Source organism: Methylobacterium sp., from assembly GCF_019750675.1.
Classification (GTDB): domain Bacteria; phylum Pseudomonadota; class Alphaproteobacteria; order Rhizobiales; family Beijerinckiaceae; genus Methylobacterium.
This window is the reverse complement of record NZ_JAIEOF010000356.1, coordinates 14,418-28,122: the sequence shown is the minus strand read 5'-3', so window position 1 is coordinate 28,122 and position 13,705 is coordinate 14,418. Positions and strand designations below refer to the sequence as shown.

Annotated in this window: 12 protein-coding genes; 8 read left to right on the top strand and 4 right to left on the bottom strand. The window is 72.2% G+C overall.

Features of this window, described 5'->3' with window-relative positions:
• The 5 genes from K2X24_RS18185 to mscL form a co-directional block, all read left to right on the top strand.
• Positions 1–1,791, top strand: a 1,791-nt coding sequence (locus K2X24_RS18185; RefSeq protein WP_292499786.1) for an OmpA family protein, incomplete at its 5' end; no start/stop codon positions are given.
• Positions 1,792–1,948: 157 nt separating this feature from the next.
• Complete coding sequence (locus tag K2X24_RS18180; RefSeq protein WP_292499784.1) at positions 1,949–3,184, top strand: MFS transporter; 1,236 nt, start codon at positions 1,949–1,951, stop codon at positions 3,182–3,184.
• 160 nt (positions 3,185–3,344) lie between these two features.
• Positions 3,345–4,055 carry a phosphatidylserine decarboxylase gene (locus tag K2X24_RS18175; RefSeq protein WP_292499783.1) on the top strand — a complete coding sequence of 237 codons (711 nt, stop codon included), beginning with the start codon at positions 3,345–3,347 and terminating at the stop codon, positions 4,053–4,055.
• Between the two features lie 9 nt (positions 4,056–4,064).
• The gene (locus K2X24_RS18170; RefSeq protein WP_292499781.1) at positions 4,065–4,931 is read left to right on the top strand and encodes a phosphatidylcholine/phosphatidylserine synthase; all 867 of its coding nucleotides are present in this window, start codon (positions 4,065–4,067) and stop codon (positions 4,929–4,931) included.
• Positions 4,932–5,017: 86 nt separating this feature from the next.
• Positions 5,018–5,446, top strand: coding sequence for a large conductance mechanosensitive channel protein MscL (gene mscL, locus K2X24_RS18165; protein ID WP_292499779.1), 429 nt, complete (start codon positions 5,018–5,020; stop codon positions 5,444–5,446).
• Between the two features lie 98 nt (positions 5,447–5,544).
• Here the strand turns inward: mscL and K2X24_RS18160 are convergent, their stop codons facing one another.
• The 4 genes from K2X24_RS18160 to K2X24_RS18145 all read right to left on the bottom strand — a co-directional run bounded on the left by K2X24_RS18160 (position 5,545) and on the right by K2X24_RS18145 (position 8,388).
• Entirely contained in the window at positions 5,545–5,817 is a 273-nt protein-coding gene (locus K2X24_RS18160; RefSeq protein WP_292499790.1) for a hypothetical protein, read from the bottom strand.
• Between the two features lie 245 nt (positions 5,818–6,062).
• The gene (locus K2X24_RS18155) at positions 6,063–6,473 is read right to left on the bottom strand and encodes a DUF1236 domain-containing protein (RefSeq protein ID WP_292499777.1); all 411 of its coding nucleotides are present in this window, start codon (positions 6,471–6,473) and stop codon (positions 6,063–6,065) included.
• Between the two features lie 184 nt (positions 6,474–6,657).
• The gene (locus tag K2X24_RS18150) at positions 6,658–7,398 is read right to left on the bottom strand and encodes a NepR family anti-sigma factor (protein WP_292499775.1); all 741 of its coding nucleotides are present in this window, start codon (positions 7,396–7,398) and stop codon (positions 6,658–6,660) included.
• A gap of 150 nt (positions 7,399–7,548) precedes the next feature.
• Positions 7,549–8,388 carry a class II glutamine amidotransferase gene (locus tag K2X24_RS18145; RefSeq protein WP_292499773.1) on the bottom strand — a complete coding sequence of 280 codons (840 nt, stop codon included), beginning with the start codon at positions 8,386–8,388 and terminating at the stop codon, positions 7,549–7,551.
• Between the two features lie 254 nt (positions 8,389–8,642).
• On the opposite strand from K2X24_RS18145, the gene K2X24_RS18140 reads away from it, so the two are divergent.
• The 3 genes from K2X24_RS18140 (at position 8,643) to K2X24_RS18130 (ending at position 13,625) form a co-directional block, all read left to right on the top strand.
• Complete coding sequence (locus K2X24_RS18140; RefSeq protein ID WP_292499771.1) at positions 8,643–11,186, top strand: ABC transporter ATP-binding protein; 2,544 nt, start codon at positions 8,643–8,645, stop codon at positions 11,184–11,186.
• A 113-nt stretch (positions 11,187–11,299) separates the two neighbouring features.
• Positions 11,300–12,502, top strand: coding sequence for a murein L,D-transpeptidase family protein (locus K2X24_RS18135; protein ID WP_292499769.1), 1,203 nt, complete (start codon positions 11,300–11,302; stop codon positions 12,500–12,502).
• Between the two features lie 223 nt (positions 12,503–12,725).
• Complete coding sequence (locus tag K2X24_RS18130; RefSeq protein ID WP_292499768.1) at positions 12,726–13,625, top strand: MBL fold metallo-hydrolase; 900 nt, start codon at positions 12,726–12,728, stop codon at positions 13,623–13,625.
• The last annotated feature ends 80 nt before the right edge of the window (positions 13,626–13,705 follow it).

Genomic DNA, 13,705 nt, shown 5'->3' with positions numbered 1-13,705 from the left:
GAGCGCCCTGACCGCCAAGAGCGTCCCGAGCGTCAGGAGCGGCCCGATCGTCAGGAACGCCCTGACCGGCAGGAGCGGCCCGAGCGCGATCAGGGTCCGGCCCGGCGTGCGCCCGGTGCCGAGACTCCGGCGGCTCCGCCGGCCGCCCGCGAGCGGAACCCCGAGCGCCCGAACGCGCCCGACCGTCCGGCCACGCCCGAGCCCGGTCGCCCGAACGCCGCGCCGCCGCGCCCCGGCGCCCAGCCCGGCGCCCCGGATGCCCGCAATCCGGCCACGCCCACCAACCCGGCGAGCCCCACCAACCCTGCGGCGCCGAACCCGGCCGTGCCGGCCCGTCCGACCGCGCCCGGCGAGCCCCGTACGCCCGACGGACAGCCCGGGGCCGTGGCGCCCAACGCCCGCCCGGGCGTGCCCGGACGGCCCTTCGTGCCGCCCGGCGCGCAGAACCCCGATGCCCAGCGGCCCGATGGCCGGCCGGGTGCCGGCCCTAACCCGGCCACCGACGGTCGTCCCGACCGGGACGGCCCCGCTTCGGGCAACCGCGACCCGCGCCGCGATGGTCCAGACCGGGACGGTCCGAACCGGGATGGCCTGCGCCGTGACGGCGATGATCGCGACGGCACCGGTCGTGGCGAACCGGGCCGGCCCGACCTGAGGCCGGGCGATACCCGCCGCGACGACCTCGACCGGCGTGGTGGCGCGGACCGGCGGGACGACCGCGACGGCCTCGACCGTCGCGGCGTCGACGACCGGCGCGAGGACCGCGAGCGTCGGGACGCCTTCGAGCGTCGCGAGCCGCGCACCGGCTTCAACGCGCCGGGCCGCCCCGGCTACATCCCGGGCGGGTTCCGGGACGACGACGACGTGCGCGACTACGATCAGGTCCGCCGCGACCGGCGCGAATTCTCCGAAGGCGGCCGGACCTACATCCGCGAGCCCGGGCGCATCATCGTGCGCGACCGCGACAACTACTTCATCCGTCACGACGAGAACGAGCGTTTCCGCGATCTCGACCGACGGGCGTATCGCAGCGAGCGGCGCGGCGGCGACACCATCACGTATCTCGACCGCCCCGGCGGCGAGCAGATCGTCACCATCGTGGACGACGACGGCCGCCTCGTGCGCCGCTCCCGCCGCTACCGCGACGGGCGCGAGGTCGTCATCATCGACAACAGCTTCGGCGGGGCTGCGCGCCGGCCGATCTACGACGACGTCGTCGACCTGCCGCCGCCGGACATCCGCATCCCGCGCAACCGCTACGTGGTCGATTACGACGGCGCGGACGAGGGCGCCGTCTACGAGGCCCTCTCGGCCCCGCCGGTGGTGGCGGTGGACCGGCGCTACACCCTGGACCAGGTCCGCTACAGCCCGCAGCTGCGCGCCCGCATGCGCAGCGTCGACATCGACACGATCAACTTCGATACGGGCTCGTTCACGGTGACGCCGGACCAGGCCAGCCGCCTCGCCACCATTGCGGCGGCGATGAACCGGGCGATCAAGGGCAACCCGCAGGAGGTCTTCCTGATCGAGGGCTACACCGACGCGGTCGGGGCCGACGTCGACAACCTCTCGCTCTCGGACCGTCGCGCCCAGTCCGTGGCCACGGTGCTGACGCAGAACTTCGGGGTGCCTCCCGAGAACCTGACCACGCAGGGCTACGGCGAGCAGAACCTGAAGGTGAACACGCAGAACGCCTCGCGGGAGAACCGCCGGGTCACGGTCCGCCGGATCACGCCCCTGATCCAGCAGCAGGGCGAGGCGGCCCCGCCGCCCGCTCCGGCCCCGCGCTGAACCTCGTTCGCGGCGCAGGTCGCCGCGAGCGATCCGCGCCGGGGGATTTTCCCGATCTCCCGGCGCCGGGCCCGGTTTCCCGCCCCGCGCGTCCGGCCTATACCCGCCGGACGCGCAAGGGGTCGGCTCCGGCGAGCCGCCCGGGACAGGAGCCGGTATGGGTGAGTCGCAGGGGCGGCCGGACGAGGCGAGCCCGCGGTTGATCGAGGCCGGGACACCGGCCTTCCGCCGCACCGCCATCGCGCTCGGGGCCGCCGGCTTCTCCACCTTCGCGGTGCTCTACGGGGTGCAGCCGCTGCTGCCCGTCTTCGCCGACGATTTCGCGGTCTCGCCCGCCGAGAGCAGCCTCGCCCTGTCGTTGCCCTGTGCCATGCTGGCGGTGGCCCTCCTCGTGGTGAGCCCGCTCTCCGAGGTCTGGGGCCGCAAGCCCATCATGGTGGCCTCGCTGTTCGCCTCCGCGCTCCTCACCATCGTGGCCGTCCTGGTGCCGAGCTGGCACGGTTTCCTCGTGCTCCGCGCTCTCACGGGGCTGGCCGCCTCCGGCCTGCCGGCGGTGGCGATGGCCTATCTCGGCGAGGAGATGCACGGGCGCGCCATCGGCCTCTCCATGGGCCTGCTCATCGGCGGCAACGCGCTGGGCGGCATGGTCGGCCGGCTGCTCGCCGGCATCATCGCGGACCATGCCTCCTGGCGCTGGGGGCTCGGCACCATCGGCGTGCTGGCGCTGCTGGCCGCCATCGCCTTCGTCTACCTGCTGCCGGATTCGCGCCGCTTCCAGGCCAACCGGATGCGCTGGCGCGAGGTGCCCGGCACCTTCACCCAGCATTTCCGCGATCCCGGCCTGCCCTGGCTGTTCGCCGAGGCGTTCCTGCTGATGGGCGGGTTCGTGTGCATCTACAACTACATCGGCTTTCGCTTGCTCGATCCGCCCTTCTCGCTCAGCCAGAGTGCCATCGGGGCGATCTTCGTGGTCTACCTGTTCGGCACCTTCTCCTCGGCGCTCACGGGCGAGATCGCGAGCCGGCTCGGGCGGCGCAAGGTGCTCTGGCTCGCCATCCTGCTGGGGCTCGCGGGCGTCGGGCTGACCCTGTCGAGCCAGCTCGCCCTGATCATCCTAGGCATCGTCCTCGTCACCGTGGCCTTCTTCGGCGCGCATTCGGTGGCGAGCAGCTGGGTCGGACGCCGCGCCTCGCGGGACCGGGCGCAGGCCTCCTCGATCTATCTCTGCCTGTACTATCTCGGCTCCTCGGTGCTCGGCACCGCCGGCGGCTGGTTCTTCGCCCATTCGGGTTGGATCGGCGTGGTGGCGTTCTTCGCGACCCTCTATGGGCTTGCCCTGATCATCGCCCTGCGCCTGTCGCGGCTGCCGCCCCTGGTCCAGGCGGACGGCTGATACGTCATGCCGTGGCGACGCACGGACGGACCGCTCGGGTAGACGCTCGCGCGTCCCTGATCCGAAACCGTATGACGGATGGGCTCGCGTGCCTTAAGAGAGGGCCCCTGCCCGGGCGGCCTCCGGCCGCCCACCCGCCGAAAGCTTTCCGAAAACATCCATGACCGACCTCCTCGAGACGATTCGCCGGACGCTCGTGCCGATCCACAAGGAGGGCTATCCCTTCATCGTCATCGGCATCGTGCTGACGGTGATCGGCGGCTACTTCGCCCAGTTCCTCGGATGGATCTTCCTGATCCTGACCCTGTGGGTCTGCTACTTCTTCCGCGACCCCGAGCGGGTCACTCCCGTGGGCGACGGCCTCGTGGTCTCGCCGGCCGACGGGCGGGTGAACCTGATCTCCACGGTGCTGCCCCCGCCGGAGCTCGACCTGCCGCAGGAGCCGATGCTGCGCGTCTCGGTCTTCATGAACGTGTTCGACTGCCACGTGAACCGGGTTCCGGTGACGGGCCGGATCGGGCAGATCCACTACACGCCGGGACTGTTCCTGAACGCCGAGCTCGACAAGGCCAGCGACGACAACGAGCGCAACGGCCTCGTCATGGAAACGACGCACCGGGGCGCACCCGTGCGCATCGGCGTGGTGCAGATCGCCGGACTGGTGGCGCGCCGCATCGTCGGCTGGGTGCACGCCAACGACACCCTGAACGTCGGCGAGCGCTTCGGCCTCATCCGCTTCGGCTCGCGGGTAGATGTCTACCTGCCCGTCGGCACCCGCGTGCTCGTCGGCCTCGGCCAGAAGGCGGTGGCCGGCGAGACCGTGCTGGCCGATCTCGGCGGCGGGCCCGAGCGCGTCTTCCGCCGCATCTGAGGGGTTTCCATGGACGACCTGTTCCCCCCCTTCGCTCCCGACGCCAACGAGCCGAGGCCCCGCCGCTTCAAGCCGGTGCCGTTCCGGATGATCGCGCCCAACATGATCACCCTGATGGCGCTCTGCCTCGGGCTGACCGCGATCCGCCTCGCCTTCGAAGGCAAGTTCGAGCCCGCCGTCATCGCCATCGTGGCCGCCGCCTTCCTCGACGGCATCGACGGGCGCGTGGCGCGGATGCTCAAGGGCACCTCGCGCTTCGGGGCGGAACTCGATTCCCTGGCCGACTTCGTCAATTTCGGCTGCGCCCCGGCGCTGATCCTCTACGGCTTCGCCCTGAAGGAGCTGCGCTCGCTCGGCTGGATCGTGGCGCTGATCTTCGCCATCGCGATGGCGCTGCGTCTCGCCCGCTTCAACGCGATGCTGGACGATCCCAACCGCCCGGCCTGGAAGAAGGACTTCTTCGTCGGAATGCCGGCGCCGGCCGGCGCGCTCACCGCGATGCTGCCCCTCTACCTCAACTTCCTCGGGCTGCCGATGGAGCATTGGGCGGCCCCCGTGGTGCTCGGCTACATGCTCTGCATCGCGCTCCTCGTCGTCTCCACCGTGCCGACCTTCTCGGGCAAGACCATGGGCAAGCGCGTGCCCCGCGACTGGGTGCTGCCGATCTTCCTCGTGGTGGTGGCGGCCTTCGGCCTGTTCATCAGCTATCCGTTCGAGGCCATGGTGGCGCTCGCCGTCGGCTATCTCGTCACCCTGCCGATCGGGGCCGCGCAGTACCGGCGCCGGGCCAAGGCGGAGGCGCGGGGCGGCCCGGTGCCGGCCCTGGCGGAGCCCGCCGAGCCCGCTCCGGAGCGCGATCGAGGGGTGGACATCTGAGCGCCACCCTGTCGCGGCGCCCGCGCCTCGCCTAAGGTTCCCGCCGGCCCCCGCGACCCGGGGGGCCGGATCGCCGGGAGGCGGGAATGCTCGAGGAATTCAAGAAATTCGCCCTGCGCGGCAACGTCGTCGACCTCGCGGTCGGCGTCATCATCGGCGCCGCCTTCGGGGCGATCGTCACGTCCGCCGTGCAGGACGTGTTCATGCCCATCATCGGCGCGATCACCGGCGGGCTCGACTTTTCGAACTACTACATCGCGCTCTCGTCGAGCGTGCAGAAGGGGGCGGCCTACACGGACGCCAAGAAGCAGGGCGCGGTGATCGGCTACGGCCAGTTCATCACGGTGGCGCTGAACTTCATGGTCGTCGCCTTCGTGCTCTTCCTCGTGATCCGGGCGATGAACCGCCTCGTCAGCAAGGAGGAAGCCAAGCCCGAGGCCGCCGCCGAGGTGCCCGCCGACGTGAAGCTGCTGGCCGAGATCCGCGACATCCTGGCGACGAAGCCGGCGGCCTAAGCAGGCTCGCCTTGGCAAGCCAACGCTTCAGCCTGCTTAGCTCTGTAGTATATCGCGGGTTTTAGCCGCAAAACCGGCGACCCTTTTGCGAAACCCGCTCAGAGCGCGTCGCGCGGCCGCGCCTTCGGATCCGCGCCGAGATCGCCGATCAGGCCTTCCAGGGCCTGCTCGACGGCGCCGGTCCCCTCCTCGTGGGTCTTCAGGCGGACTTCGAGACGCTTGATCTGCGGCTCGAAAGCTTCCGGGACCACCGGGTCGCCGAGATATTGCGGCGCCGCGTCCCCGGTGGGGAAGACCGAGCGCAGCTGCTGGCCGAGATGGTCGCGCACCGGCTCCGGCAGCGCGGGATCGTTCTGGGCTTCGTCCGCCATGGTGAGGGTGTCCTTCGCGTCGGTGAGGATCGGACTCTGCGCCGCGCGGGAACGGGCGGCGCCCTGGCTCGTCGACGGCAACGGCCTGAGGCCGTCGGCGTTGCATGCGTTCCGTTCCCGACGCGCGGAAATTTGTATCCGGGTCCGCCCGGCTGTTCACGGCGGGACGCGGCGCATGAAAAAGGCCCCCTGCGCCGGGCGCCGGGGGCCTTCGCTCCGTCGCGGTCGAGCGCGACGGAGGCGGATCAGTCGATCACCTCGACGATGCGGTGGCCACGGTCGACCAGCACCGGACGATCGTTGACGATGGTGTAGCGGGCGCCGCGGGCGTTGTACTCGGCGGGAACCTCGTAATAGGTCACGCCGGAGCTCGGCAGCACGGTGCCGACGCGGACGTCGCCGTTGTAATCGTAGGACGAGCGACGCTCGCGGGTGACGTAGCTGCGGAAGCGGGGACGGTCGTCGACGCCGAGGATGCCGCCCACCGTGCCGGTGGCCGCGCCGACAGCACCGCCGACGATCGCACCGATCGGGCCGGCCGCGTCCGCACCGTCCTGCGCGCCGCGCTCGGCGCCACGGACCAGGCCCTGCGCCTGGGCGGCCATGGGCAGGCTGAGGGCGATCGCAGAGGCGGCGAGAAGAGTCTTGAGGTTCATGATGAGTGCTCCTGAACTTGGTCCCGCGACGCTGTGAAGCGCTGCCGGGTTCAGGGCAGTAACGTGCAAATCCCGGAAGGGATGCGTCGAAAGTTCTGGGAGCGAACGGAGCCGGCGGCCGCGTCCACTGCTCCGGCGGGCGCCTTTGGAGCTTTGTCGAGCAGGCGGTCGCGGACGTCCGGGATCAGGCGTCCTTGGGCATCGCCGACTGGATCAGCCGGTCCGAACTCAGGTCCTCCTCGTCGTAGCCCAGGAGCTCGGCGAGGCGGCCGCGGGCGCGGCTGACACGGCTCTTCACGGTGCCGACCTTGCAGCCCATGATCGCGGCGGCCTCCTCGTAGGAGACGCCCTCGGCACCCACGAGCACCAGGGCCTCGCGCTGGTCCGGCGGCAGCTTGCCCAGAGCCGTCTGCAGGTCCTCCACGTCGAGGCGGTCGCCCTGGTGCGGGGCGGTGGCGAGGCGGGCGGCATAGGAGCCGTCCTGGTCCTCGACCTCGCGCACGCGCTTGCGGTGGTCCGAGTAGAAGATGTTGCGCAGGATCGTGAACAGCCAGGCGTTCAGGTTCGTGCCCGGCTGGAAGCGGGCGCGGTGCTGCCAGCCCTTCAGCAGGGTGTCCTGCACGAGGTCGTCCGAGCGGGCCGGGTTCGAGGTCAGCGACAGCGCGAAGGCGCGCAGGGACGGCACGGCGGCCAGCAGGCCGTTGCGGAACTCGGGCTCGATCGCCTCGCCGCGCGCCTTGAGGGCGGCCTCCAGCTGCTCGATGAGCTCGGCGAAGCGGCTCGGCTGCTCGTCCGTGGGCAGCCGGTCGTAGACCGTGCGCAGGTGCTCGCCCAGATGGGTGCGGATGTTCGACGAGAGGTTCGGCCTGCCGTCGGCGGAGACCGACAGGGCGTCGGGGGCGGTGTCGGTCACGTCGCGTGTCATGGCTCGTCGTAATCTGGGGCGGTCAGGGTTCGTGTCGGCCCGAGGCGTCCGAGAAGCACCCGCGCGGTCCACTGATGTCGGGCGTTGTAGCGCATCTGTGCCGGTGACGCATCCCGCCGGGAAACCGTGGCGGTTGTGGCCGGCGCCGCATCAACAGCCGCAGGGGGAAGGCACGCGGGTGGCGCGCGGGGGCTTGGCCCCGCCGGTCTTCGTCGGCGCCGGCTTGAGGATGCGCACGGCGCCGTCGCGCAAGGAGAGCACGTGGCCGCGCTCCACGTCGATCCAGCACTCGTCGCGGGTCAGCGCCTTGGTGGCGATCACCGTGACGACGTCCTTCGCCCCCGTCTCCTGGGCGAAGTCCACCCGCCAGTCCTCGTCCACCAGGGTCGCGGTGCCGAAGGGCGCGCAGCGGGTGAGGTAGCACAGGCGCTTGCCGCAATGGGCGTAGAGGGTGCGGCTGTCGGAGAGCAGCATGTTGAACACGCCGAGCCCGTGCAGCTCCGCGCAGAGGTCCGCCACCGCCCGGTCGATCCGGGCCGGGCTCGGCAGGTCGGGCCAGCGCTGCTGGAGCTGGTCGAGCATCCAGCAGAAGGCGTGCTCGCTGTCGGTGGAGCCCACCGGCTTGAACCAGGTGAGCGGCCACTTCTTCACGCCCTTGAGCTGGCCGTTATGCGCGAAGGTCCAGCGCCGGCCCCACAATTCGCGGCTGAACGGATGGGTGTTCTCGAGGTTCACCCGGCCGCGATTGGCCTTGCGCACGTGCGCGATGACGATGCGGCTCTTGATCGGCGTCCGGCGCAGGAGCCGGGCGAGCTCCGACTGCGCGCTGGGCTCCGGCTCGTGGAAGGCGCGGGCACCGCGTCCCTCGTAGAAGCTGATGCCCCAGCCGTCGGCGTGCGGGCCGGTCTCGCCCCCGCGCCGGGCGAGCGCCGCGAAGGAGAAGCGGATGTCGGTGGGCACGTTCGCGCTCATGCCGAGCAGTTCGCACATGGAGGTTCGGGGGATTTCGCGTGGAATGAAGAGGGGCGTTGCGGGGCGGCGGAGCCCGGGAGGACCCGCCGGGCCATCCACTCTAAAGCAGGTTTCGCCGAAGGGGTCACCGATTTTGCGGCCGGCACTTGTTCGGCCGGGGTTCGGGCGACCGGGCACGCCGCCGTGCGCCCCCGCGCTTTCGCCCGCCGGAACGATCCTCTAAGCCGCTCCCCGGGCCCCGTTTCCCGGGGCGTCGTGGACACAGGGTGCCGATGGACCGCGATCCGATCGCCTTCACCTGGCGGACCGCGCGGCGCGAGCATGTCGCCGCGGTCGGGCTGGCCCTCGGCCTCGGCGGGCCCCTCGCACTGCTCGCGCTCCTGTGCCTGCGCGACCTCGTGGGCATGCAGGTCCATGACGGCGCGGCGACCGGCCAGTTCCTGCGCGTTGCCGCGACGCTGCCCTGGCGGCCCGCCGCCGAGGGGCCCTTCGTGGCCTTTCCGGGCTGGACCCTGCCGGCGGCCGAACTGGTGCGCGCCGCCTTCCTCGGCCTCGCGGCGACCGCCCTGGCCTCGGCCGGCCTCGGCTGGGCCGTGGCCCGCCTCTGCTTCCGGGCGCAGGCCCGCACCGTGGCGGCCCTGCAGGGCCGCGTCACCGAGGCGATCCTGCGCGCGCCGCCGAGCGCCCGCGATGAGGCCCGCGCCCTGGCGCAGACCCTCGGCGACCTGCTGGCCCGCCTCGACACGCTGTTCGGGCTGGCGATCCTGGTGCCGGCCCTGGCCCTGGGCAGCGCCGGGCTCGCCCTCGTCCTGGCGGGCATGGCGGCCCCGCGCCTCCTGCCCACCGTGGCGGCCGGATTGCTGGCGGCGGGCCTCGCCCGCATCCTGATCCAGCGGCGGGTCCAGGACCGCGCCGTCCTGCGCCTGCGGGCGGGCGGCACCGCGGGGCGGGCGCTGGCCGACCTGATCCGGCGCATGCCGGCGGTGCGGGCCCACGGGGCGGCGGCCTTCGAGCGCGGCCGCCTCGCCGCGAAGGGCGCGGCCACCCGCGACGCCCTGGCGGCATCCGACTCTCGCCTCGCCCTGGCCCGGGCGCCCTCCATGGCCCTGGCGATCCTGCTCCCGGCCATCGTGGTGGCGGTGGCCCTCTGGCGTGGCCATGACGGGACCACCGAGCCCGTGGAGCCGGGGGCGGTGCTCGCCGCCGGCGGCGCCTTCGCCCTGGCGGTCGTGGCCCTCAGCGTGGCCCTGCGCCTCGTCGGCCTGCACGGCGCGCTGGCCGGGCCGTTCCGCGAGGTCGCCCTCGGCGTGCCGGCCCTGGAAACCCGCGCGCCCGTCCGCTCGGGCGGCGCCGCCTTCCCCGAATCCGGCGCCCTGGTGGCCCGGGGGGTCGGTGCCTACGACCCCGCCACCGGCGAGCGGCTGGCCGGCGTCGATGTCGCCCTGCCCATGCCAGGCCACGTCGCCATCCTGGGCGAGCGCGGCAGCGGCAGCCGGGTCCTGGCCGCGATCCTGGCGGGCCAGCTCGAACCCTCGGCCGGCGCGGTGACCTATGCGGGCCTCGACCTGCGTGCCTTCGAGCCCGAGGAGCGCGCCCGCCGCATCGCGCTCGCGGGAGCCGAGGCCATCCTCATCGAGGGGACCTTGCGCCAGAACATCCTCTACGGCGCCGGCCACGTCCCCGACCGGGACGAGCTCATCGCCACCTTGAGGATCACCGGCCTCGACGCCTTCGCGTATGCCCGCGGCCTGGAGGGCACCGTCGACCCGAACGCCGAGCCCGAGATCGCCCGCGCCGTTGTGGCCGCCCGCCACGCGGTGCGCGAGGCGCTGGCCGCCGACAAGGCGGGGCGCCTCGTGGAGCCGTTCGACCCCGCCCGCTACAACCACCAGGCCACGGTGGGCGAGAACATCCTGTTCGGCGAGGCGGTGGGGCCGGCCTTCGCGGCCGAGCACGTCGCCGCCCATCCGTATCTGCGCGCCGTGCTTGAGGCCGAGGGCCTGAGCCGGCCCCTCACGGAGATCGGCCTGCAGGTCGCCCGCAGCCTCGTGGAGATCTTCGCCGACCTGCCGGACGACCATCCGCTCTTCGAGACGTTCTCCCTGTTTCCGGCCTCCGAGCGCGGCTTCTTCGAGGATCTCGTCGGCCGCCAGCCCGAGGCGACGGGCCTGCGGCGGGGCCCCGCCGGCCAGCGCGACCGCAAGCGCCTGATCGGTCTCGCCTTGCGCTACAGCGAGACCCGCCACCGCTTCGGCCTCATCGACGCGGCCTTCGAGGGGCGGCTGGTGGAGGCCCGCCGCTCCTTCGCGCGGCTGATGCCCCCGCACCTGCGCGGCGGCGTGGAGTTCTACGATCCGGACCGGCTCACGGCGGCCGCCAGCCTCGAGGAGAACGTCCTGTTCGGCCGCATCAACGGCGAGGAGGCCGGCGCCGAGGCCCGGGTGCGGGCCCTGGTGCGCCGGGTGCTCGCCGACGAGGGCCTGGAGCCGGCCGTCTACCGCCTCGGCCTGGAGAGCCGGGTGGAGCCGGGTCTGGCCGGCGGGGGCGCCAGCCTCGGCGAGAACGCCATCGGCCCGCGCGAGCGCGTGGCCATCGACCTCGCCCGCTGCCTCGTGCGCCGCCCCGACATCGTCGTGGTGGCGATCGCCCTGGAGGACCGCAAGAGCGCCGCGATGCGCGACCGCCTCGCGGCCCTGCGCGCTGCCCGCGCCGGGCGGGGTCTCATCGTCTGCCTGCCCGACGACGGCATCCTGCAGGCGGCCGAGCCGTTCGACGCGGTGCTGCGCGTCGAGCGCAACGGCGTGCTGGCCGCCTGAGCGGCCCGTTTCGGGGCCGCCCCTATTGCGGCCCCATTGGAATGCGATAGGCAGGAGGGCGTGCATCGTGCACGGGCGTCCGCCAGCGGACGGATCGCTCTTCAGGGCCGTGCATGGTCTCTCTGTCCCGGAAACCGGCCCGCCGGACGTCGATCCAGCTTGCGGCGCCGGCCTTCTTCGTCCTGTGGGCGCTGGCGTGCCCGGCCTCGGCCGAGCCGGGCAAGGCTTCCGCGCCGATCCCGGCCGCGACGCTCGCGCTGATGCAGGCCAAGGGCACCACCGCCGCCGCGCCGGTGCTGTTCCGGGCCTACAAGAAGGAATCCGAGATCGAGGTCTGGAAGCGCGCCGCCGGCGGCCGCTTCGTTCACGTGAAAACATTCCCGATCTGCCGCTGGTCGGGCCAGCTCGGGCCCAAGCGCAAGACCGGCGACCGCCAGACGCCGGAGGGGTTCTACACGGTGCCCCAGCGCCAGATGAACCCGAATTCGAGCTACTACCTCTCCTTCGACGTCGGCTACCCCAACGCCTACGACCGCGCCCAGGGCTCCACCGGCTCCGCCGTGATGGTGCACGGGGTCTGCTCCTCGATGGGTTGCTTTGCCATGACCGACCGGGTGGTGGGCGAGATCTACGCCATCGCCCGCGAGGCCTTCGCGGGCGGGCAGGCCGCGTTCCAGTTCCAGTCCTTCCCCTTTCGGATGACGGCGGCGAACATGGCCCGCTACCGCACCGACCCGAACATCGCCTTCTGGCGCCAGCTCAAGGAGGGCGCCGACCGCTTCGACGCCACCGGCGAGGAGCCGGTGGTCGGCGTCGCCGCCGGGCGCTACGTCTTCCCCCCCTTCAAGGACCCCGCCAAGGAGGCCCTGGCCGTCGCTTACCGCAGCACCGAGGAGGCACGCATCGCGGCCCTGGTGGAGGAGGGGAGTGCTGCCATCCGCACCACCTACTCGGACGGTGCGCAGCACCCGTTCTGGGCGGCGCTGGCCGCCAAGGGCACTCCCCTCGGCGACGTCAGCCGCCCGGAGGCCCTGGCCTATGCGGGCCAGGAGGTCGTGGTCATCGCCGCGCGGCCGCGCCCGGTCCAGGTGGCCGAGGCGGTGTGGTCGCGCTGGATCGCGCCGGATTCGGTCCTGTCGCGTACCCGGATGCCCGGCTTCGTGCCCAGTTACGAACGGACGGGACCGGCCTTCGCGCCCCTCGTCACCACCTATGCGGAGACTTGGCCGCGCCTCGTCGGCCTCAGCCTCTCGGGCGTTCTGCCGCCGCCGGCCGGGCTCGCGCCGCCCGCGATCGGGCCGGTGGCGCAGCGGTGAGGTTCGGCCTGTTGCGCCGTCGCCGCGGTTCCCCGTCCGCCCCGGCACGGGTCGGGGCCATGTGCGGGCTCGCACATCGGCAATGGAAGCGGCTTACTACCTCAAGACTTATTCCACTTCGATCCCGGCACTGTTCCGCTCGCCGACCCGTGAGGATTGAATCATGTCGGCGCGACGAAGGGCTCCCGACCGTCACGGGATCGGGGCACATGGTAATCGAACGATGACCCTTTCCCCGCGTCCCGACACGGAAGACGGCCTCACCCTGAAGTTCTGGGGCGTGCGCGGTTCGACCCCCGTCAGCGGTCCGGACTACACCGAGTTCGGCGGCAACACGCCGTGCCTGGAGATCCGCTGCGGGACGCGCCTGTTCCTGATCGATGCGGGCTCGGGGCTCAACGCCTGCGGTCGCCACCACCGCGACGGGATGCCCAAGGAGATCGACCTCCTCTTCAGCCACCTGCACCTCGACCACACCGCCGGGCTGCCGTTCTTCAAGCCCGTGGTGCTCGATCCCTCCCGGACCCTCAACACCTATTGCGGCAACCTCGACGGGGCGAGCGCCGCGGCAGCCCTCGACCGGCTGTTCTCGCCGCCGCTGTTTCCCGTCACCCTCGACATCATTCCCTGCCGGCTGGCCCATCACGGCTTCCGGGCGGGCGAGCGCCTGACCTTCGCGGACGGTGCCACCGTCGACACCATCCTGCTCAATCATCCGCAGGGTTCGGTGGGCTACCGGTTCGAGCATGCCGGGCGCCGGCTCTGCGTGATCAGCGACATCGAGCACAGCGACCCCTGGCCCGACACCACCCTCATGGAGTTCGTCCGCGACGCCGACCTCGTCGTCTACGACGGCATGTTCACGGAAGGCGAGTACCCGGTCTGCCGGGGCTGGGGCCACTCGACCTGGCAGAAGGGCGTGGAGCTCGCCCAGGCCGCCGGCGTGAAGGCGCTCGCCATCATCCACCTGCATCCCTGCCACACCGACACCATGCTGCTCAGCGTGGAGGCGGACATGCAGGCCGTGATGCCCACCGCCTTCATCGCCCGCGAGCGCCAGACCATCGCGGTGGGCGAGCCGGCCTGCGCGCTGCCGATGCTGGCGCTTGCGCGCAGCGCTTGAGGCGAGGCTCGGCCCTCCTCCCCCTTGTGGGAGGAGTTGGAGGTGGGGGTGGTTGGGTGACCCTCAGCCGGCTGAGGCAG

What these genes read in the sequence shown, in the direction of transcription:
- K2X24_RS18180 (WP_292499784.1), top strand. Translation starts at nt 1,949, where the DNA reads ATGGGTGAGTCGCAGGGGCGGCCGGACGAGGCGAGCCCGCGGTTGATC.
- K2X24_RS18175 (WP_292499783.1), top strand. Translation starts at nt 3,345, where the DNA reads ATGACCGACCTCCTCGAGACGATTCGCCGGACGCTCGTGCCGATCCAC.
- K2X24_RS18170 (WP_292499781.1), top strand. Translation starts at nt 4,065, where the DNA reads ATGGACGACCTGTTCCCCCCCTTCGCTCCCGACGCCAACGAGCCGAGG.
- mscL (WP_292499779.1), top strand. Translation starts at nt 5,018, where the DNA reads ATGCTCGAGGAATTCAAGAAATTCGCCCTGCGCGGCAACGTCGTCGAC.
- K2X24_RS18160 (WP_292499790.1), bottom strand. Translation starts at nt 5,817, where the DNA reads ATGGCGGACGAAGCCCAGAACGATCCCGCGCTGCCGGAGCCGGTGCGC.
- K2X24_RS18155 (WP_292499777.1), bottom strand. Translation starts at nt 6,473, where the DNA reads ATGAACCTCAAGACTCTTCTCGCCGCCTCTGCGATCGCCCTCAGCCTG.
- K2X24_RS18150 (WP_292499775.1), bottom strand. Translation starts at nt 7,398, where the DNA reads ATGACACGCGACGTGACCGACACCGCCCCCGACGCCCTGTCGGTCTCC.
- K2X24_RS18145 (WP_292499773.1), bottom strand. Translation starts at nt 8,388, where the DNA reads ATGTGCGAACTGCTCGGCATGAGCGCGAACGTGCCCACCGACATCCGC.
- K2X24_RS18140 (WP_292499771.1), top strand. Translation starts at nt 8,643, where the DNA reads ATGGACCGCGATCCGATCGCCTTCACCTGGCGGACCGCGCGGCGCGAG.
- K2X24_RS18135 (WP_292499769.1), top strand. Translation starts at nt 11,300, where the DNA reads ATGGTCTCTCTGTCCCGGAAACCGGCCCGCCGGACGTCGATCCAGCTT.
- K2X24_RS18130 (WP_292499768.1), top strand. Translation starts at nt 12,726, where the DNA reads ATGACCCTTTCCCCGCGTCCCGACACGGAAGACGGCCTCACCCTGAAG.